Raw genomic sequence first — 20,017 nt, 5'->3', positions numbered from 1 at the left:
CCTTATCCGATAGGAAGACCCCATGATCGCGATGTCGGTCGTATTCACCGAGCTGCGCCAATCGTGGCGCGGCCTGTTCCGGCGCCCCGCATTCCTGCTGCTGGCGACGTTCACCCTGGCGCTCGGCGTGGCGACGGTCACCGCCATGTTCGCGCTGCTCGACCAGGCGTTGCTGAAACCGCTGCCCTTCCCGCATGCCGAACGGCTGGTGACCCTGGGCACGATGATGGGCGAGGACCGGAACGCCGCGGGCATCGCTTTGTACCGGCCGCTCAAGGCCATGCCCTTGCTCGAGTCCGCGGGCATCGCGATGGCCGGCGTGCAACCGGAGAACGTCGTACTGGATGGACGCCCCCATGTGGTGGCGGCCCTGAAAGCCGATCGCGGCTTCCTCAAAACGCTGGGATTGCCGATGGCCGTCGGCCGCAACTTCAACGAAGCGGAAAGCCTTCCCCATGGCCCCGGGGCGGTGCTCCTCTCGTACGGGTTCTGGAAAACACGCTTCGGCGGCGATCCCGCCGCGGTGGGACGCGTGCTGGAGGTCGAGGGCAAGGGCATGCAGATCGTCGGCGTGCTGCCCGCCACCTTTCGATGGCCCGATGCCATCGATCTCGTGGTCGCCATGCAGCCGGACCCCGCATCCGACGACATGAACGAGAACCAGCTCGTCCTCGGGCGGATGAGGCCCGGCGCGACGGTGGCGGGCGTATCCGCGGCGACGGCGAGCATCGCCACCCCACTTCTGCTGGCCTCGGTGATCGATCCGGAGAAAGCACGCCAACGACTCGCCCAGGAGCCGCCACGGGCGATTCCGATCATGCGGAGCGTGTTCGTCGGAAATAGCGGTCGCACGATCTGGCTGTTCCTCGGCGCGGCGGCATGCGTGATGCTGATCGGCATCATCAACCTGGCCAGTCTCATCCTGATGCGCTCGTTGTCGCGTACGCATGCGTACGCCGTGCGTGCCGCGCTCGGCTCATCGACCGGACGGCTGAGCTTGCCCGCCTTGGGTGAAGGCCTTCTGGTCGGCCTGCTGGGCGCGGCGTGCGGCCTGCTGCTGGCGTGGATCGGCTTGCGACTCGTCGGGGGCTTCGTTCCCCCCGAATGGACACGTGGCGAGCCGGTGGCGTTGACCGGCATGAGCGTGGCGTTCGCCACGATGGCAGGCCTGGTCGCCGCCACGGGAGCGACCGTGCTCGCCGTGCTTCGCGGCCGGCGTCGCGACTGGCGCGGTGAACTCGTCGGTGGGGGCCGCGGCGGTATCAGTCGCGAGGACGGCCGGGTGGGGCGGTGGCTGGTCGTGGCGCAGGTGGCCGTGGCGGTCGTGCTTCTGGTGGGTGCGGCCTTGTTCACGCGCACCTTGTATGAACTCGAATCGATACCGATGGGCTTCAGCACCCGCGACGTCACGACGTTTGCGCTGTCGCCGGTGAAGCAACGTTACGTGACGGCTACCGACGTCGCCTCGCTGACCCACGACGTCCTGGAACGCCTGCGTCGCCTGCCCGAGGTGGAGTCCGCCGGCGAATCCACCACGCTGCCCACGGCGGACCAGCTCAACTGGCCGGTCGTTCTTCCCGACGGTGGCATGGTCAGCGTCCAGTACCGGATCACCAGCCCGGGCTTTCTGGAGACGGTGGGCGTTCCGCTCCTTGCGGGTCGCATGATCGCGGCGACCGACGTCGCGGGCGCCGATCCGGTCTGCGTGGTCAGCACGTCGTTCGCCCGACGCTATTTCGGGGCATCGAGTCCGTTGGGGCGGATCGTTACGCTGCACATCGGTGGTGAGAACAACGTGGGCATGCGGGTGGTGGGTGTGGTCGGCGACGTGCGTCAGTACGGTCCCGCCAAGCCCGCGCCACCGGTTTTCTACACGCCGCGCATGCAGATGCCGTCAGGGGTATGGTCGTTCCTTCGTCAGTTCGGCGGCTTCTCCTTTGCCGTTCGATTGCATCCGGGCACGGCCTTGAGTGAGGCCACGCTGCGCGACGCGGTCAACCAGGCGGCACCGGGCCAACCCATCTCCAACGTGCAGTCGCTCGAGTCGGTGGTGGCGTCCACGACCACCGAGCAACGCCTCAACCTGCTGCTCGTCGGCCTCTTCGCGGGCATGGCCCTCGTGCTGGCCTCCGTCGGCCTGTACGCGGTGATGTCAGTGGCGGTGACGGCGCATCGGCACGACTACGGCGTGCGCTCGGCGCTCGGTGCCACCCGAAGCCGCCTGCTGATGACCGTGATCCGCTCGGCGGCGGTGCAGGTGGGCCTGGGCCTGGCGATCGGGCTGGCGGCGGCCATGGCGTTGTCGCGCCTGCTGGCCGGCTTTCTTTTCGGCATCGATGCCCTCGATCCGCTGGCCATCGGCGCGGTTCTGCTTACCCTCGGGTTGTCCGGCCTGCTGGCGAGCCTGCCGCCGGCATGGCGGGCGGCGCGCGTGCGGCCGATGCAGGCTTTGCGCGTCGACTGACGGCGTCTAGACTGGAAGCCATGGCCGATCATTCCCTCCCGGGCACCGCTACACCGCATGTCCTCGTGGTCGACGACCAGGACGCCGTGCGCGATGCGTTGCGTCTCCTGCTGAAGCATTCGGGCTATCGCGTCAGCGAGGCGGCGTCTCCCGCCGCCGCGCTGTCGCTGGTACAGACCGACGACTACGCCGCCGTGCTCGTCGACATGAATTACAGCCAGGACACCACCTCGGGCGACGAAGGCCTTGCGCTCATCCGCGAACTCGGCGAGCGCAAGCCCGATCTTCCCATCATCGCGATGACCGCGTGGGCCAGCATCGAACTGGCGGTGGAAGCGATGCGCGAGGGCGCCGTCGATTTCATCGAAAAGCCCTGGCAGAACGCCCGCCTGCTCAGCGTGCTGGAAGCGCGCGTGTCGTTGCAGCGCAGCGAGCGCGACGTGCGACGCCTGCGCGACGCGCAGGCGCTGATGCTCGATGACGGCGACGCCTTCGTGGCCGAATCCGCGGCCATGCGCCGCCTCATGGACGACGTGCAGCGGATTGCCGTGAGCGACGCGGCGGTGCTCCTGCTCGGCGAGAACGGCACCGGCAAGAGCGTGCTGGCCAAACGCCTGCACCAGTCGTCGCAGCGCCGTCAGCGTCCCTTCGTCAAGGTCGATATCGGCGGTCTCGCGCCCACGCTGTTCGAGGCGGAGTTGTTCGGTCACGTCAAGGGCGCCTACACCGACGCGCGCCAGGATCGTGCCGGCCGTTTCGAAACGGCGGACGGCGGCACGCTGTTCCTCGACGAGATCGGCAACCTGCCGCTGGAACAGCAACCCAAGCTGCTTCGCGTGCTCGAGGACGGCGAGTTCGAGCGCCTCGGCGCGTCGCGCACGCAGCGGGTGGACGTGCGCATCGTCGCCGCGACCAACGCCGATCTCGATGCCGAGGTGGATGCCGGACGCTTCCGCGAAGACCTGCTCTATCGCCTGAGCGTGTTTCCGCTGAGGTTGCCGCCCCTGCGCGAACGTCGCGACGACATCGTGCCGCTCGCACGCCTATACCTCGCGACGGCCAGTCGTCGCTATCGTCGCGATCCGCCCGTGATGGATGCCGCCGTCGAAAAGGCCCTGCTGGAACACGCATGGCCGGGCAACGTGCGCGAACTGGCGCATGCGATGGAACGCGCCGCGCTGCTGGGGGGCCAACGGGTCAACGTGGCCGACCTGCGGCTGCGCAGGGCGGCCAAGCCCAAGGGCATGGAAGACATGACGCTGGACGATGTCGAGGCCATGATGCTACGCGTGGCGATCGAGCGGCACGACGGCAACCTCCTGCGCGCAGCGGTGCAACTGGGCATCACGCGCCAGAGTCTTTATCGACGGATGGAGAAGTACGGACTCCAGCGCGATGAGGCGGAGTAACCTCCTCGTCGCCGTGCCGGCCTTGCTGGCGCTGGCGGGAGTGTTGCTCGCCGGCTCGCCACGTCCCGCCGAAGCGGTGGCGTTATCGATGCTGGTGGTATTACTCACCGTCGTGGCGTGGCGTTTCGTCGGCGAGCGGCCCAACCGCCTGCAGACCGTGGCGAACCTGCTCGAGGCCTTGCGTGAAGGCGACTACGGCGTGCGTGCCTCCGGTGCGGAACGCGCCGACGATTTCGGCGACATCGCGCGCCGCTTCAACGAACTGGCCGTGCGCTTGCAGGATGAGCAGCGCGGGTTGCAGGAATCGGTGCAACTGCTGAGCAAGACGTTGGCGGCGCTGGACGGCGCCGTGTTCGCCTTCGAGCGCGACGGACGCCTGCGCCTGGTCAATCCGGCCGGCGAGCGCTTGCTGGGACGGTCGGCGGTGGCGTTGCTGGGGGCCGATGCCGGGGCGTTGGGGCTTGCGTCGTTGCTGGAGGTGCCGTCGGGCGAGATCGTCGCGCATCGGTTCGCCGGGCAGTCGGGTCGCTGGCAGGTGGGACACGCCTCGCTGCGCAGCCGCAGCCAGGAAGGGCGCCTGCTGGTGGTGCAGCCGATGGAACGTGCGTTGCGCGAGGAAGAAGCCCAGGCCTTCCGTCGGTTGTTGCGCGTGCTCAGCCACGAGATCACCAACTCCATGGCACCGATCGGCTCCATGGTGGAAACCCTGCATGGTTTGCTGCCAGGGGCGGGCCAGCCGCTAGGCGACGAACTCGATGCCGACCTGCGCCATGGCCTGGAGGTGATCGGCCAGCGAAGCGCCGCCTTGCAACGGTTCGTGGGCCACTATGCGCGGCTTGCCCGCCTGCCGCCGCCCCAGCGCGTCCGGGTCGGTGTAGCCGCGCTCGCCGAGCGCGTGGTGAGGCTGTTCGACGATGCGCGCATTCGTGTGCTGCCGGGCGACCCCCTCGAGCTGATGGGCGATCCGGACCAACTGGAACAGGTACTCATCAACCTGCTGCGCAATGCGGTCGAAGCAGGTGGCGACAACGAGGTTTTGCTCGGCTGGCGTCGGCAGGGAAGGAGCGTGCTCATCGAAGTGAGCGACCTGGGACCGGGCTTGCCCTCGAGCGGCAACCTGTTCGTGCCGTTCTTCACCACCAAGCCGCAGGGCGCGGGGATCGGGCTGGCCTTGTCACGGCAGATCGTGGAAGCGCAGGACGGGACGCTGGAATTGCATGCGCGTGAGGATGCGCGGGGAGCGGTGGCGCGCATGAGTTTGCCGGTGATCGTCGTTTAGGGCCGCATCGCTGCTTCGCGAAAACCGGATTCAAGGCGCTGGGTTCCTGCCTGCGCAGGAACGACGTGAGGTTGTTCCATGCAGAGAGATAAATCGTGCAGTACGTCGTTCCTGCGCAGGCAGGAACCCAGCGCCTTGCGAACGGGCGAGCGATATCACCGCATCGGCTTTTTCCGCCGCGTCATGGGGTGACGCGATGGCAAGAACCTTCGAATCGACACGTGGAATCGGCAAATGTCCTCCGTAACGGCCGTTACGTCGGGCGCCCCGTGGCCGGATGCTTAGTATCGGATGGTCTCCGTGCGCCATGACGGCGTGGGGAGCACACCGTGCGCCATCCAACGTGCGATCAACCTTCAGGAGATCTGTCCCATGCAGTCCCAAGAAACGACCACGATCCGCGCCTTCGCCCGCATCAACGCCTCGGACGTCACCGAACTCACCAAGGACCAGGACAACAAGGGCCTGTTCCTCACGGTCAACACCGACGACCGTCCCGAGCCGGAATTCCCGGGCGGCCTGGGCTGATACATCGACCTCGGACACGCGGCGCGACAGCCGCGTGTCCTTCGATCCCCAGGCAGACGGAATTCCTACGTGAGCAAACGCCCCCTCATCCTCGCGCCCGACACCGATCCGCATGCCAGTGCCCTCGCCTGGGCGCTCGAAAAACAGGGCGTAAGCCCACTGTGGATGCCCTCGTTGCAGGCGCGGCCGGGTGTGCACTACACCTTCCGTGTTTCCGACGACGAGGTATCGCTCGAGGATTCGTTGCGTGGCGGCGACGGCATCAGCGCGGTGTGGAACCGGCGCCTGCACGACCCGACGCCGCACTGCGCCGAAGCCGATCGCACGTTCGCCGAATGGGAATGGAAGCTCTTCCAGCGGGGCCTGTTCAACCTTCCGCAGACGTTCGGCGACGCGTTGTGGATCAACCCCTTTCCCGCCGCCCAGCGCGCCGAATACAAGATCGTGCAGCTGGAGGCATGCCGTCGGGTGGGTATTCCCATTCCCGACACGATCGTGACCACCGATGCCGCGCAGGTGGATGCGCTGCGCCGTCGTTGGGGCAGGATCATCTTCAAGAGCTTTCTCGTCCACCATTGGGAGGAGAGCGAGAATGGCCGCATGCATGCCGTCGGCGTCACGTTGCTGGACGAACACAGCGAGTTGCCGCCCGAGTCCATCGCGGTATGCCCGGGCATCTACCAGCGCTACATCGAGAAGTCCGCGGACGTGCGCGTGACGGTGATGGGCGAGCGGATGTTTCCGCTGAAGCTGACGAAGCGGATGGGCGGGGGAGGTTTCGTCGACTGGCGCGACCACGCCAAGAAGGGCGCGGTGCTGGCCGAGGCGTTCACGTTGCCGGGCGATGTCGAGGCGAAACTACGCGCGCTGATGCGCGAACTGAACCTGGTCTTCGGCGCCGTCGACCTGGTGATCGACACCGAGGGCGGGTATCACTTCCTGGAGGTGAACCAGGCGGGGCAGTTCCTGTTCGTCGAGGAGATGGCCCCGGAGTACCCCGTCCTGCGCTGCCTCACGGCGATGCTGATGACGGGCCGCACCGATGCGCCGCTCGAGGCGGTGCAGGGCGTGGACATGGCGTCGTTCCGCCGGTCCGACGCGATCGAGGCGCTGGGCGAGCGCATAGAAGAACGGCCGCCGGAGCGGCCGTTGCTGACGGTCGAGTGACCGCCGCGGGAAGGGCGTCGCCACGGCCGCGAAGGCCCGTGGCGACGGTATCCCGATGGATCAGAACTTCTGGTCGTAGCTGACGTAGAAGAAGCGATCCACGTCGAAGGCCGAGTTGTACGGCGGCACGCCCGAGGTGGCGGCGTCGTAGTACAGCGGGCCCTTGCGGTTGAACACGTTGTTGATGCCGACCGAGAACGTGCCCTGCCACGGCGCCTTGTAACGGAACTGCGCGTCGTTGAAGGTGACCGAACCCTTCTTGGCGACGCCGAGCGTACCGGTGTCGTTGTTGATCGCCGTCGGGTTGGAGCACTCGAAATCGTCGACGCAGACGTCCTTCAGGCCCGAGAAGTAGCGCATCGTCCAGCTCGCGCCGAACGACTTGTATTCCCAGTTCAGCGCGAGGTTGGAGCGCACGCGGAACTCGCCGGCGGTGGAGTTGGTGGCCACGGCCTGGTTCACCTGGTAACCCACCAGGTGGCGCGCCGGAGCGCCCGGGCCCGCGGTTTCGTCGTACTGCTTCAGGTAGGTGCTGTCCGACGCGATCGAGAACGTACCGATCGAGGTTTCCGGCAGGCGGTAGTGCACGCCGAAGTCGTAGCCCTGGGTCTGGATCTTGCCGACGTTGGCCGGGGTTTCCAGCAGGCTGGTGATGGCACCCGTGGCATTACGCGTCACGTTGTTGCAGAACGACGGGATGTTCTGGATGTAGCAGAAGTTCAGCACGCCGTTCGCGGTCAGGTTGGTGATCGCGTTGGTGACTTCGACCTTGTAGTAGTCGAGGGTGAAGTCCAGGCCCTGCACGTAATGCGGGCTGTAGACCAGACCCGCGGTACGGGTGATCGAGCGCTCCGGCTTCACCTGGGTGCTGCCGCCCTGCAGGAACGGCACCTGGCCCGAGTCGCCGTTGGCGCTGGTGATCGGCACATTGTTTTGATTGACTTGGCGGAAGTTCGCCGGCACGCCCTGCGCGGCGCAGACCGGCTTCGCGGCGGCCGAACCGAACACGGCGTCGCACGGGTCGAGGTAGTTGTCGAAGGTCTGCGCCTGGCCCTGGAAGAGGTCCTGAATGCTCGGGGCGCGGAAGCCCTCGGCATACGTGCCGCGAACGAGCAGGTCTTCGATCGGACGGTAGCGGAAGCTGTACTTGTTGTTGGTGGTGCTGCCGAAGTTGCTGTAGTGCGAATAGCGGCTGGCGACGTTGACGCCCAGTTCCTTCGCGCCCGGCAGGTCACGCAGCAGCGGCACGTCGAGCTCGAGGTAGGCCTCGTTCACGATGTAACCGCCATTGGTCGGCTGGGTGGCCGGGTTGGTGGTGAGCTCCTGGGCATCGATGGCGTCGGGCGTGAAGCTGCCCTGTTCCTTGCGATGCTCGATGCCGCCGGCGATGCTGACCGTGCCGCCCGGCAGGTCGAACAGGCCGCCGCCGACGTTGGCGCTGAAGTCGTTGGTCTTCTGCGTGGCGCGATCGGTGGCGAGGTAACCCAGGTACTGCCACAGGGCCGGGCTCATGGCGGCCGGACCGCCGGCGATGTTCCACGGCAGGCAGCCGCCCGCGCGATCGGCGGCGTTGGCGCAGGCGACCTGGCCGTCGATGATCGTGGTGGGGCCGAGGGCCTTCGCGGCGTTCGGCAGGTAGACGTTGCCGTCATAGACCTGCTTCACCTTCGACTGCGAGTAGGTGTAGGTCGCGTCCCAGTTCCAGTCGTGGTTCAAGAAGGTGAAGTAGCCTTCCGCGCCCACGTCCAGGTGAGCCATGCGGTCCTTGTTGTAGGAGTTGCGCGGCTCTTCGGTGATGCGGCGGGCGAAGTCGACGTCCTGGCCCGGGAACGGGTTGTAGGCGTTCTCGCCGGACAGCTGCAGACCCGTCGACGACGTGCTGAACGGATAGCCCGCCACCACGCTCGACGAATCGCGCACGCTGTAGCTGCCCGTGGCGTGCAGGATGACGTTGTCGGTGAGGTTGTAACGGTCGGTGATGAACAGGTTGCGCAGCTTGGTGCCCGAGCGGAACGTGGAGTCGGCCTGGGTGTTGTAGCCGTTGGCGTCGCGCTGGTCGTAGTCGCCGAGGTTGGCGGCGTTGCCGCCTGGACGCAGCACGTAGCTGGTGCCATCCGGCGCGAAGACGTTGCCTTCGTTCGTGAGGCCCAGGCGATCGTTCGGGTGGCGCGGGCCCTGCGGATAGCGCGTCAGCGAACGGGTGTTGCTCATCAGCGGATCGGTTTCCTGCTGCGTGGCGGCCAGGATGATCGAGTTGTCCTTGGTGCTGTGGCCCCAGGTGAACTCGTAGTTCTTCTGGTCGCCGTCGTGCTTGCCGTTGGTGCCGTAATAGACGTTGGCTTCGGCGCCGTCGAACTTCTGCTTGGTGACGATGTTGATCACGCCGCCGATCGCGTCGGAGCCGTAGATCGACGAGGCGCCGTCCTTGAGCACGTCGATGCGGTCGATGATGGAGACCGGAATCGTCGAGATGTCGGTGAGGCCGGAGAGGTTGGTGCTCCAGCGGCGGCCGTTGACCAGCACCAGCGTGCGCTTGGAACCGAGGTTGCGGATGTTGACGTAGCTGCCGCCGACGCCGTCGCCGTTGGCGAGCGGGTTCTGGCCGGTGATGTCCGGCGTGCCGGTGGAGGGCAGGCGGGCCAGCACGTCGTTGACGTTGGTCAGGCCGGTGGCCTTGATCGCCTGCTGATCCATCGTGAAGATCGGCTGCGAGGTTTCGACGTCCACCGAGCGGATGCGCGAACCGGTGACCGTGACGGTCTCGAGGTTCTGCGACTTGCTGGCGTCGGGAGCGGCGTCCTGAGCGTAGACGGCGGCCGAGAGCAGGCAGGTGCTCAGAGCAACGACAAGAGCGGTGCGCTTCGGCACGCCCCGGAAGGAGTTCGTATTCATGGTGGACCTCCGCGCCCCGCCTCGCGGCGGAACGGCAACTTCGGAAAGGGACGGCGCCCTGGGGAAGGCACCATCCTGTGGGGTTTGAATTGGGGAGGGTGGGGAAACCCGCGCCGTCCAATCCCCTGTGGACATGACGGCGTAACACCAACATAACGCCACCGTCACTTGAGTGACAAGCCGTTTCCGAACAAAAACCTCATATTCGCAAATGATTGCGAGCGGGTTTCGCCAAAGGAAGCGCTTTTCGTCCAATGGCTCCGCTTTTCGGAGGATTTCGCGCCTACGGCGAGACGGTCGACGACGCGGGGCCGAGCAGATAAGGCTCGGACGTCAACGCGATATCCGCGTGGGCACGGGCGAGCGATTCCGGTGAAAACCCGGACCGGCCGTTCCCGAGCAGCCGGGGGGCGATCAACGCCCGCAGGTCATCGGTTCGCGAACGGGTCGAAGGCGTGGTGGCGTCTTCCACCAGTCGGTTGAGCACGTATTTCATGTCGTGCGTGCTCTGGTTCGCCGTGCGCGTGACAGAGGCCTGCGCGAGCTTGCCCTTGTCGTAGGCGATGTGGGTGTCGCTGGTCGCGCTGTCGTCGATCAGTCGATACAGGTAGTTCTGCGACTTGGGATCTTCGGTCAGCCGCAAGGTGGCATCGGGCGAAAGCGCCTGGTGGTAGCTGGCCTTCAGGTGCGACGACTGGTGCTGGTCGATGGTCCGCGACGCATCGTTGAGGCCGCCCAGGCGCGACTGCTGCGAGAGGTCGTAGCTGAACGTGTCCAGCTCGTTCGATCTCAGTGGGTTGGGAGCCGACGCGGCCTGGCTCAACGACGCCGTGAAGTCGGCCAGCCCGGTCAGGGCCGCGTGGTCGCCCTGGCCCACGTGGGGGCCGGCCGTCGAGGCGTCGGGTATCGGCGGGTAATTCGAGTTCATCTGGCCGAACGCGTCCTTGAACATCGCGATGAGCGAGGCATCGCCATGACCGCGCTGCACGGCATCGTCGATCTGGGCGAGATAGTTGGCGACGGAGGCCTGCCGTTGCGCCTGGTTTCCCCACAGGGCGGCCGACGTCATGTCCATGCCGACGCTCAGCGTGCCCGAGGGGCCGTCCACCTGGAGGCTGCGCGCGTCGCTGCCGGCGTGGAACGCGATGGTCTGCGGCTTGCCTTGGCCGTCGTCAACCCGCGCATTGAAGTCCACCGACGCGAGTCGCGGATCATTGCCCATCAGCCCGTCGAGTGCCAGCCGGGGCGGGGAGGCACCCAGGCCGTCGAGCGCGCCCTGGAAGGCACCGGCGAGTTTCGACACGGCCTGGCGGTCGTCGTCGCTCAACGGGCCGTCGCTCTTCATCGCGATGGACAGGCCGTCGTCGCCGTGATGGAGCGTGACCTTGACGGTGGCGCCACCCGTCGTGCGTATCGACAGCATCGCGTCCGAGTCGGGCCCGGCATGCACGGGTGCCAGTCCGTCGACGGCGGCGGAGGGCGTCGTGGCCAGCGATACGTCGTCGCCGTCGGCGCCGAAGCGCGTGAGCAAGGCTTTGCCGAGGCTCGCGAACTGGCCCGACGCGGTGGCGGCATCGGCGTTGCGGTCGAGCAGCGCGGCCAGCGCATCGTTCGAATACGTTTTGGCGGGATCGGCGAGGGCGGCGGCGTATGTCGGATCGTCCGGCGGCGTGCCGTCACTGACGGTGAAGCGCACCGAAGGCGTCGGCGTGGCGGCGACGCGTACGTTCGACACGGCCGAAGAAAGGCGCGCCGCCCAGCCCTGGGTGAGCGCTGCCTGCGATGCGGGGTTCGGTCGGAGGGGATCGATCATGCCGGGCTTCCTGCGGACGGTTCCGATGGCTCGGTTATCGGCCGCGGGAGGCCCGGCTTGAGCGTGGAGCGCCCCGTTACCTGCCAGGAAGTTTGTCGGCGAGCACGTCGGCTTTGCGGATCTGTGGCGCGGAGGCGAGTAGCTCGTCGGCGTGCGCCATCAGCGCCTTGGCGATATCGCCGTTGAGGTGGGCGTCGCGACCGGCCTCGTCGTCGAACGCATCGAAAATGGCGAACGTGCGTTCGTCGAAGCGGACGGCGAACCAGGTCACCGTGCCCGGTTCCGCGACGGCCAGGGGCTGGGCGCTCTTCAGGAAGTCGGCCAGTTCGGCCTCCTTGCCAGGCTTTGCGTGCAGTTCGACGTACAGGGTCTTGCTTGTCATGGCATGTCTCCGTGCGTGGGAAAGTCATCCCGGCCCGGCTTCGCCGATCTTGCGGCGCAGCGCGGCAAGGGGAGCCCGATCGTCGAAAGCGATGCCGTGAGGCGTCGGTTCTACGCCGAGTCGTGCGAACAGCGCGTCGAGGTCCGTCGGCACCCTACGGGAGGCGAAGGTCCGATACAGAGACGAGAGGGCGCCGTTGCCCACGGCGGCGTCGCCCTCGCGCATCATCCGCTCGGGTGTCCATACCACGACGTTGCCGCCGCTGGTGCGGGCAATGGCGCGCAACGCTTCGCGCAGGCCGCGCGTGCCCTGGCTGGCTTCGTGGATCGCGATCTCGGCAAGCAGCCAGAACGTCGCGCCGCCCCAGTAGAGGCGGCCCCAGGCCTCGGTGCCGTCCATGCCGCCCGCATCGGCGCCGGGTTGGCCCTTCGGCATGCCGGCGACGGCCTGCGACCAGATGGCTTCGGGCGGAAGCTGGCCCGCCTGGACCCGCGCGACGGGTTCGATCCAGGTCGCGCTGCCCTCCTGCAACCAGAGCGCGCGACGCGGCAGGTCGGGCAGGGAGGCGTGGACCATCTCGTGCACCAGCACCCAGTCACGCAGGAAGGCATCCTCGTCGGTGTCGCGACCGACGTGGATGCGCGTGAGCGACGAGCCGTTTCCACCCCAGGTCGTGGCGTGGCCGACCTTGCGTCCGTTCTCGGCGATCACCTCGATCACGTGCCGGGCCGCGGGATAGCGGCCGAAATAGGTCTCGATGGCGCGCGCGCCAAGGAGTATCCAGCCCAGCACGCGGTCGCGATCGATACCGTCCGCCTCGTCGAACACGACGTGGATGCGACCGCCGATCAGATCGAGCCCGTTGGCGGGTGGGACCGGCCACGCGTCGCGGCCCAGTGAGGCGGCCACGACGGCGGCCAGCCCCGTGCCGAGCGCCGCGAGGGCGTGCCGCCGGTTCATGTCGATGCGGGTGAGGGGAAGATCATGCGGGTGAGTTCGCGCCGCGATGCCTTTGGGTTACAGGTACATCATCCTCGGCGGCGCATGCATCAGGAAGTTCTGGTGCGAGATGTTCCAGGCATAGGCGCCGGCCAGCCGAAAGGCCAGGCAGTCGCCCACGGCGAGGGTGTCCACGGGCTGGGCGCGTGAGAGCACGTCCTTGGGCGTGCAGAGCTGGCCGACCAGGGTAACGCGCTCGCCGCTCAGCGAGGGCGTGCCCGGGCCTCGCAGCACGATGAAGGGATGGTCGTGCCCCTGCGCCGGTGGCGTGCGGAAGTGATGCGTGCCCCCGCGAGCCACGGCGAACCATTCGCCGTGGCTGCGCTTGATGTCGATCACCTCCATCACGTACCAGCCGCAGGCCACGCTCACGAAGCGGCCCGGTTCGAAGCGCAGGCGCAGCGTTTCGCCGCGATCCGCCTGCATGTGGCGCAGGCCCTGGCAGAACGCCGCCCAATCGAACGATCGCGAAGGGTCGGCGTAGTCCACGCCGAAGCCGCCGCCGGCATTGACCGTGCGCACGGTGATCCCGTGGTCGCGTTGCCAACGATGCACCGCGTCGAGATAGGCGTAGACGAGGCGGAGCTGTATGTCCGCGTCACGCTGATGCGACATCAGGTGAAAATGGAAACCTTCCAGGGTCAGCGACGGGTGTTCCCGCAACAGCGCGATGGCCGCGGGGAGATCGGCTTCGTCCATGCCGAACGGCGTGGGCTTGCCACCCATCATGAGCCGCGTATCGCCCACGCCGTCCACACCGATGTTCATGCGCAGGAACACCCGTGCCCCGTGCGACGTGCGTGCCACGATGGCGGCGAGTCGACGCAGTTCGCCCAGGCTCTCCACGTGAAGCGTGCATCCCGGCTCGCCGACGGCGTCGGCCAGTTCGCTGTCCAGCTTGCCCGGACCGCCGAAGAGCAACGGTTTGCCGGGCTGGCGTTCGCGAAGCCAGCGCAATTCGCCGCCCGAGGCGGCTTCGAAACCGTCCACCCAGGGCGCGAGCGTATCGAGGATGGGCGCATCCGCATTGGCCTTGGCCGCGTAGTAAAGCTCGCAGCCGTCGGGCAGGGTTTCGCGCATCCAGCGCACATGCCGGGCGAGCGCGTCGAGGTCGTAGACGTAGGCGCACACGGGCTCGTCGGACTCGCTTCGCAGTTCATCCACGGCGGCACGCAGGCGTGGCAGCGAGGCGTAGGGATTCATGCGGTGACCCGCGAGGACGATGGCGCGCCGATCGGGCTGGGCACGGCGGTGTAGTCCGAATCGCGGTCGGCCCGCTTGAACAGCCGTGTACGCAGGTTGTTCTTGCTCGGCAACGGCTCGCCGTCGATCAGGCTTTCGAGCAGCGGTTGCCTGCCGTGGCGGGCCTGCCAGCGCTCGGCGATATCCGCCACGGCCTGCCACATCTGGCCTTCGAGATCCTCATCATCGCCGGACAGGTGGAAGATCGCCTCGGCGAGGTTGTTCACGAGCGCGCAGTAGGCGATCCGTTTCCAGCCCAGTTCCGCCGCGTAGACCACCGAGGCGCGTGCACGTTCCGATAGCCCGTCGAGACGTTCTCGCGGCCAGAACCCGTCGACGAGCTTGGTACCCTCCAGGTCGCGGATCCAGAGGTGCGCGGGCATGCCGCGGTCGAAGCCGACCACGGTGTTCTGAAGGTGCGGTTCCAGCACCACGCCGTGGCGGAAGAAGGCGAGCCAGGTACCTTCCAGCAGCAACGAGGCATAGGCCTCGAACCAGCACAACGCCATGGGTGCGTAGGGTCCGCCGAGGCGTTCGACCATGCGCCGGCAGATGCTGTGGCCGTCGCGGTCGGTGGTGAACAGCGCACCGGCGACCTGTGGCTGGTAACGCTTGCGCTGCAAGGGCGGCAGGTTTTCGCGATAGAGCATGCCGAAGCCTTCGGCGAGTTCGCGCAAGGCGTCGGCGTCATCGGAGAACGGGGCGAAGTCCAGCGTGGTGGCCGCCGGTTCCACCATGACGTCGAAGCCGGGCACCTGCCGCGCCACGTCGCGCCACACCGGGGCGAGCAGGGCGGTGAGCGCCACGGCGCTTTCCAGCTCGTACCACGCGTTCTTGCGCACGCAGTTGGTCAGGCGCACATGGATGGAGAGCTTGAGGAAATAGTCCAGGTCCGAGTGGTACATCGTGCGCACGGACGACGTCGGGTGAAGCGCTTCGCCCATGGGGCCCACCGGCTCGATCCAGCCCGCCGCGATGGCGGCCCGCATCGGCGGCTGGGCGAGCAGCCGTTCGGCCTCCCAGGGATGGCAGGGGTAAAGGCCCGGGGCGCCCGAAACTTTCTCCAGCGTGGCGCGAACGTCTCGCCCCCGCCCGCGAAACAGCCTGGGATCGATGCGGAACCAGAACAAGGGTACGCGTGCGCGTACTTCAGGAGATGCATCCAGCACCACCGGTAACGGAAGCCCCTCCCGGCTCTTTGGCGTGGGATGCATGGCGTGGCCCCAGAGCATGCCTTGCTCGGCGTCGAGCAAGGCGTCGCCGGTGAGTGGGGCGTCGAGCGAACGGGCGAGCAGTTCGCGGGCGATCGCGATGCTGTTCATGGTCTGCGCGTGCAGATCCGCGTTGAAGCCGCATTCCGGCGACAGCCGTTCGAGGAGGAAGTGCACGGCGGCGTCGGCGTCGGCGCAACGCCAGGCTTCACCTGGCGCCTTCAGGTAGGGCGACGATGCGTACTCGCAACGGCCGAGGCGGCTGCTTCGTCGCGCGCGGATGCACACCAGGTATCCCGGCTCGGCGAAATGGACGCGTACGAGACGGCCTTCGCCGTGCGGCAGCCCGGCGGGTACGTCACGGCCCCGGTAGTCCAGGTCGACCTGCGCACGCGGCAGGGCGAACTCGCGGAGATAGCAGTTGAGCCAGCAGGCGACGGCCTGCGCTTCCGCTTGCGCCTGGTGCCACTGTTCACGTATCGCTAGCGGGGACATGGAGCGGCCTCTTCGGGGGACGGAAGACGTAGGCGGCAGCGGCCACGGCGGCGAGGCCGGCGAGCGTGGCGGCGACGAAGGGAGCGGAGAGATCGATGCGCGACACGAGGCCGCCCGCGGCGAGGCCGCCGAGCGCACCGGCCCACTTGCCGCAGGCATCGAACAAACCGAAGACGTGGCCGGCGTTGCCGCCACCGGCGCGCGCGCCCAGCGCGCGATTGAGCCCGCCGATGACCAACAGCATGCCCGCGCCGTACAGGCAGCGCGCGGGTGCGATCCACGGGACGGTGTTCGTCCACGCCTGGATGAGGCAGGCGACGGAAAACATCGCGAGCCCGATCAGCAGGGGACGTTGCGGCGATACCGTCGAGCCGCGCCACCACGGCAGCGCTACCAGGTAGACCAGGTGCGGAAGACTGTAGAGCAGGCCCGCCGTAGCGTCGTGCGCGATGCCGAGGCGTTCGGCGTAGGGCACGAAGTACGGAAAGGTGACCACCATCGCGAAACAGAACAGGAATTGCACCGTGAGCAGCCCGCTCCAGTCGCGCCAGGCGGGCGCGACGCGCGTGACGGTGACGCTCGCCGCACTCGGTGGATCTTTCGGCAAGGCCAGGGTCACCACGAAGGCGGCCAGCGGCAACAAGGCGAGGTAGCGATAGAGGTCCTGCGCCGCGCCCCAGCCCATGGCCAGCCCGAGCAGCGCGGGTGCGGACACCATCGCCAGCCGTGCGGAGAACTGCGTCCAGTCCAGCGCCCGCGCGAGCGAACCCTGCGTCTCCTCACGTCCGAACTGCGTGGCGAGGTAGGCGTTGGCGGCAGCCAGCGAGCCGCCGCACGTACCCTGGATCACCAGGGCCACCACGAACCAGGCGAGGTTCGGTGCGAAACCGGCCAGGGTGAAGCCGAGCGCGAGACCGGCCTGCGCGCGCAGCAGCGACAGCCGCCGGCCGTAACGGTCCGCGAGGCGTCCCCAGGCGGTGGCGGTCAACGCCGTGCAGATCGTCGGCAACACGTAGAGCGCGCCGGCGAGCCAGGCCGGCGCATGCGGCGCCAGCTGCGCCAGCACGCGCGGCATGAACACGGGCATGCCCAATGCGGTGAAGGCCGCGAGGTAGTGCGCGGCCAGCACCGGCCCCAGCACGCGCATCAGCGTGCTCCGCGCAACGCGGGATCGCGCATGAAGTTGGGACCGCTGTCGCCGTAGAACTTGTTGATGTCGGCGGCGCCGGTGGCCTGCTTGCTGAGCAGGCTGCCCGCGCTGAGCAGGTATTTTACGGGGAGCGTTTCGCCATCGAGCAGGCGACGCGCCGGCGAAACGTCGATGCCTTCGGCGGCGAGCGTCTCCAGGCTCCGGTCGAGCGTGTCCGCCAACACGGCGTAGAAGGGGCGGCGCCATTCGGGCACGCGTTCCGCCACGCCTTCCAGCACGGCGAGCAGGCAGAGCTGGAGGGTGATCGTGCAGAACATGCGCGCGAGCGCGTCGTCGCCGTCCACGGAAAGGCGGGGATCGCGCGGAAGATCCAGGTGCTTCAGTGACGGCGACGTGGCGTAGAGGCGATCCAGGCGCACGCGTGCGGCGTCGTTGTCCTTCATCCACAAGCTGGGCGGCCCGTCGGGACGGTACGCGAGCACCGCGTTCTGCTGGTTCGATTCGAGCGCGATGCCGTGCTGGAGCCACAGTCGCAGGTGCACGTCGCACATCAGCGCGACGTAGGTGCTCCACCATGCCGAGACGTCGCCTCCGTGGAAGCGATCGGCCACGTGCAGGGCGAGCGGCCGTCCATCGGGCATGGATGCGCAGAAGGCGGCCACGGGAATCGGCGTTTCGCCCTGCGAGGCGGGATAGGTACGCACGATGTAGGCGAGGTGACGCGCTTCGTCGACGTGGCCGCCGTGGGACTCGTCCACGTGCACGTAACGCCCGCGCAGGGCGGGATCGGTGTCGCCGAGGTGACGCAGCACGCGTTCGAACCAGTGCCCGTCGTAGATCGTCGAGGGTTTGATGAGGCGCAGGTTGAGCGCGCCCAGCGTGCGCATGAGCAGCGGCAGCTTCACGTGATGGCGGGTATGCGCTACCGGCACCACGGTGCGTACGGAGAGCGTCGGCCGCACGGAGAGAAAGCGATCCGGCGCACGCAGCGTGCCTTCGGGCAGTTCGAATGCGTCCAGTCGATCCCAGGTCAACGGGTGCACGGGCAGGACGGCGTGCGTGGTTTCCAGGCCCGGCGGCAGGCCCACGTCGGCCATCGACGGCCAGAAGGACGGTGCGGGTGTGGTCAGGGTCAACGAGGCCTTCGGCACGGCGAGCCAGCACAGCGCGAACGTCGGGGCGAATTCGGGCGCATAAGTGCGCAGGTCGTCGTCGCCGAAGCCCGACTTGGCGCGCGCCGTGGGGTAGAACGGGTGATCGCGATAGCTCGCCACCTGGTCGCAAAGGAGTGCGCGCTCGGCGTCGTCGGCATGCGTCAACGCGAAGGCGAGGCGACCCGCATGTGCGGCATAGCCTTCGCGGGCGAGCCGTCGATGGGCGGCGGCACAGGCGGCTTCCTCGGCGTATTGGCGATGCAGGGCGACGGTGTCGTCGTCGAGGGCCTCCCCTAGTCGTTCGAGCCAGCGCGCGGCGGCGTCTTCATAGCGGGCGATGCCGTCACGTTCATGCAGCCATCCATGGCTCGACGTGCCGATGGCCTGCATGTAGTCGCGGGTTTCGGCCGGAATCCAGAGCGTGCCGCCGGGCAGGTGCGTGACACGCCACCAGAAGGGAGGCGCCTCGTGCGGCCATGCGCGCAGCAGCGCGGCGTCGGGGTCGGCCCGGCGGCCGTGTTCGATCAAGCCCCGCAGGTTCTCGCGCAGGCAGCAGTCGACGATGCGCCGGGCGACATAGGCTTCGTCCGTGGACACCGGCCGGGGACGGGCGGTCATGCGGCGGCTTCCGTCGTGGCGATGTGCCAATGGAGCGTGGACCGCATCGCGTGCAGCGCGTCGTCGAGCCTGGCTTCGTCGTCGCCGACGGCATGGAGGATCCCGAGGTAATCCTTGTTGGAATGCGTCAGCCGTATCGTGTCGCCTGCGTGGCGCAGTGCACGGTAATCCACGTGTGACGAGGCATCGCCGTGCGAACGGTCGCCGCTGGCCGCGTCGATGCGACCCTCTTCGGTGGCCACGACGTACGTCACCCGCGCATGGCTGCGCACCGCTTCGGGCAGTGCGACCGGGTGACCCAGATGCGGGCGCAGGATCGTTTCGAACCACCGGCCGCCGTGCATGCGATCGAGCATGAATTCGCGGCCGTCGCCGATGCTTCGGTAGTTGATCTCCACCAGCACCGGGCCGTCGTCGGTGAGGATGAATTCGCTATGGCAGATGCCGAAGCCCACGCCGAACGCTTCGACCTGGGCGAGGGCGGCGGCCTTGCCCTGCATGACGACGGGACCGTTCCATCGGGCTTCCATCTCGATGAAATGCGGCGGCGCCGAAAGCGTCACGTCGAAGCCGCCGATCGCGTGGATGCCGCGCCCGTCGCCCAGGGTTTCCAGCGTGAACAGCGGGCCTTGGACGAAGGCCTCGAGCAGCACGGTGCGCCCCGGGTGGCGACGCCAGAACGCCTGCAGGTAGCGATCGAGATCGGACGCGTCGGCGCACAGGCTCACGTCCATGCTGGCCACGCCTTCGCGGGGCTTGGCCACCACGGGCCACGGCGTGTCCAGCGGGGGCGTGGCGCCGGGGACGAGGCTGTGGAACCAGGGCGTCGGCAGGCCGCGCTCGCGCAGTCGCTCGCGCATGGCCGCCTTGTTTTTTGCGGCGTAGCACGTGCGCCAGTCCTTGCCCGGAAGGCCGAAGCCTTCCGCCACGAGCGCGGTCGAGGCCTGCAGGTGGTCGCTGTTGGAGAACACCGCGGCGGGCCGGATGCCCGCGCCGCGCAACGCATCGATGGCGCTCAGCGGATTGAAGACGTCGCATTCGAGGATCGCTGCCGGCGCATCATCCGGGTGCGCATCGAAATGGCGCAGGTGGTCCATGCGGTGGTCGGTGAGCAGCACCGTGGGCAGGCCCACCCGATGGGCCGCGGGAAGGAATCCCTCGGTGACGGCGGGATGGCGGACGTGCGTAAGGATGACGAGCGGGAACGTGTCCAT

Annotated in this window: 14 protein-coding genes; 5 read left to right on the top strand and 9 right to left on the bottom strand. The window is 67.7% G+C overall.

Annotation, left to right across the window (positions count from 1 at the left end; translation table 11 throughout):
- Window positions 1-22: 22 nt before the first annotated feature.
- From JNG39_RS07110 to JNG39_RS07090, 5 genes are all read left to right on the top strand, one after another.
- The gene (locus tag JNG39_RS07110) at window positions 23-2,464 is read left to right on the top strand and encodes an ADOP family duplicated permease (protein WP_368310454.1); all 2,442 of its coding nucleotides are present in this window, start codon (window positions 23-25) and stop codon (window positions 2,462-2,464) included.
- A gap of 20 nt (window positions 2,465-2,484) precedes the next feature.
- Window positions 2,485-3,873: a sigma-54-dependent transcriptional regulator gene (locus JNG39_RS07105; protein ID WP_368310453.1), complete on the top strand. Its 1,389-nt coding sequence runs from the start codon at window positions 2,485-2,487 to the stop codon at window positions 3,871-3,873.
- The gene (locus tag JNG39_RS07100) at window positions 3,860-5,152 is read left to right on the top strand and encodes a PAS domain-containing sensor histidine kinase (RefSeq protein WP_368310452.1); all 1,293 of its coding nucleotides are present in this window, start codon (window positions 3,860-3,862) and stop codon (window positions 5,150-5,152) included. Before JNG39_RS07105 ends, JNG39_RS07100 begins: the two co-directional genes overlap by 14 nt.
- 372 nt (window positions 5,153-5,524) lie before the next feature.
- Complete coding sequence (locus JNG39_RS07095) at window positions 5,525-5,680, top strand: hypothetical protein (protein ID WP_368310451.1); 156 nt, start codon at window positions 5,525-5,527, stop codon at window positions 5,678-5,680.
- A gap of 69 nt (window positions 5,681-5,749) precedes the next feature.
- Window positions 5,750-6,847, top strand: coding sequence for a hypothetical protein (locus JNG39_RS07090; RefSeq protein WP_368310450.1), 1,098 nt, complete (start codon window positions 5,750-5,752; stop codon window positions 6,845-6,847).
- Between the two features lie 60 nt (window positions 6,848-6,907).
- Here JNG39_RS07090 and JNG39_RS07085 read toward each other — a convergent pair whose 3' ends face one another.
- From JNG39_RS07085 to JNG39_RS07045, 9 genes are all read right to left on the bottom strand, one after another.
- Window positions 6,908-9,739: a TonB-dependent receptor plug domain-containing protein gene (locus JNG39_RS07085; protein WP_368310449.1), complete on the bottom strand. Its 2,832-nt coding sequence runs from the start codon at window positions 9,737-9,739 to the stop codon at window positions 6,908-6,910.
- A gap of 283 nt (window positions 9,740-10,022) precedes the next feature.
- Window positions 10,023-11,552: a hypothetical protein gene (locus JNG39_RS07080; protein ID WP_368310448.1), complete on the bottom strand. Its 1,530-nt coding sequence runs from the start codon at window positions 11,550-11,552 to the stop codon at window positions 10,023-10,025.
- 76 nt (window positions 11,553-11,628) lie between these two features.
- Window positions 11,629-11,934: a putative quinol monooxygenase gene (locus JNG39_RS07075; protein WP_368310447.1), complete on the bottom strand. Its 306-nt coding sequence runs from the start codon at window positions 11,932-11,934 to the stop codon at window positions 11,629-11,631.
- Window positions 11,935-11,958: 24 nt separating this feature from the next.
- Window positions 11,959-12,894 carry a hypothetical protein gene (locus JNG39_RS07070; protein ID WP_368310446.1) on the bottom strand — a complete coding sequence of 312 codons (936 nt, stop codon included), beginning with the start codon at window positions 12,892-12,894 and terminating at the stop codon, window positions 11,959-11,961.
- 57 nt (window positions 12,895-12,951) lie between these two features.
- A complete protein-coding gene (locus tag JNG39_RS07065; RefSeq protein ID WP_368310445.1) occupies window positions 12,952-14,136 on the bottom strand; it encodes a type III PLP-dependent enzyme in 1,185 nt (394 codons plus the stop codon).
- Window positions 14,133-15,881 (bottom strand): IucA/IucC family siderophore biosynthesis protein, encoded by a 1,749-nt coding sequence (locus JNG39_RS07060; protein ID WP_368310444.1) that lies wholly within the window; start codon window positions 15,879-15,881, stop codon window positions 14,133-14,135. The genes JNG39_RS07065 and JNG39_RS07060 overlap by 4 nt, the downstream gene beginning before the upstream one ends.
- Window positions 15,859-17,031 (bottom strand): MFS transporter, encoded by a 1,173-nt coding sequence (locus JNG39_RS07055; protein ID WP_368310817.1) that lies wholly within the window; start codon window positions 17,029-17,031, stop codon window positions 15,859-15,861. Before JNG39_RS07055 ends, JNG39_RS07060 begins: the two co-directional genes overlap by 23 nt.
- On the bottom strand, window positions 17,028-18,803 hold the full coding sequence (locus JNG39_RS07050; RefSeq protein ID WP_368310443.1) for an IucA/IucC family protein: 1,776 nt from the start codon (window positions 18,801-18,803) through the stop codon (window positions 17,028-17,030). Before JNG39_RS07050 ends, JNG39_RS07055 begins: the two co-directional genes overlap by 4 nt.
- Entirely contained in the window at window positions 18,800-20,017 is a 1,218-nt protein-coding gene (locus tag JNG39_RS07045) for an ATP-grasp domain-containing protein (RefSeq protein ID WP_368310442.1), read from the bottom strand. Before JNG39_RS07045 ends, JNG39_RS07050 begins: the two co-directional genes overlap by 4 nt.

It is taken from the genome of Luteibacter sp. CQ10 (assembly GCF_040900725.1).
Classification (GTDB): domain Bacteria; phylum Pseudomonadota; class Gammaproteobacteria; order Xanthomonadales; family Rhodanobacteraceae; genus Luteibacter.
Note: the sequence above shows the minus strand (reverse complement) of the source record. Positions and strands in the feature narration are given on the sequence as shown.

Bases quoted from the DNA above. Each gene is read 5' to 3' on its own strand.
- JNG39_RS07080 (WP_368310448.1), bottom strand. From the start codon at position 11,552: ATGATCGATCCCCTCCGACCGAACCCCGCATCGCAGGCAGCGCTCACC.
- JNG39_RS07065 (WP_368310445.1), bottom strand. From the start codon at position 14,136: ATGAATCCCTACGCCTCGCTGCCACGCCTGCGTGCCGCCGTGGATGAA.
- JNG39_RS07110 (WP_368310454.1), top strand. From the start codon at position 23: ATGATCGCGATGTCGGTCGTATTCACCGAGCTGCGCCAATCGTGGCGC.
- JNG39_RS07070 (WP_368310446.1), bottom strand. From the start codon at position 12,894: ATGAACCGGCGGCACGCCCTCGCGGCGCTCGGCACGGGGCTGGCCGCC.
- JNG39_RS07075 (WP_368310447.1), bottom strand. From the start codon at position 11,934: ATGACAAGCAAGACCCTGTACGTCGAACTGCACGCAAAGCCTGGCAAG.
- JNG39_RS07050 (WP_368310443.1), bottom strand. From the start codon at position 18,803: ATGACCGCCCGTCCCCGGCCGGTGTCCACGGACGAAGCCTATGTCGCC.
- JNG39_RS07095 (WP_368310451.1), top strand. From the start codon at position 5,525: ATGCAGTCCCAAGAAACGACCACGATCCGCGCCTTCGCCCGCATCAAC.
- JNG39_RS07045 (WP_368310442.1), bottom strand. From the start codon at position 20,017: ATGGACACGTTCCCGCTCGTCATCCTTACGCACGTCCGCCATCCCGCC.
- JNG39_RS07100 (WP_368310452.1), top strand. From the start codon at position 3,860: ATGAGGCGGAGTAACCTCCTCGTCGCCGTGCCGGCCTTGCTGGCGCTG.
- JNG39_RS07060 (WP_368310444.1), bottom strand. From the start codon at position 15,881: ATGTCCCCGCTAGCGATACGTGAACAGTGGCACCAGGCGCAAGCGGAA.
- JNG39_RS07105 (WP_368310453.1), top strand. From the start codon at position 2,485: ATGGCCGATCATTCCCTCCCGGGCACCGCTACACCGCATGTCCTCGTG.
- JNG39_RS07085 (WP_368310449.1), bottom strand. From the start codon at position 9,739: ATGAATACGAACTCCTTCCGGGGCGTGCCGAAGCGCACCGCTCTTGTC.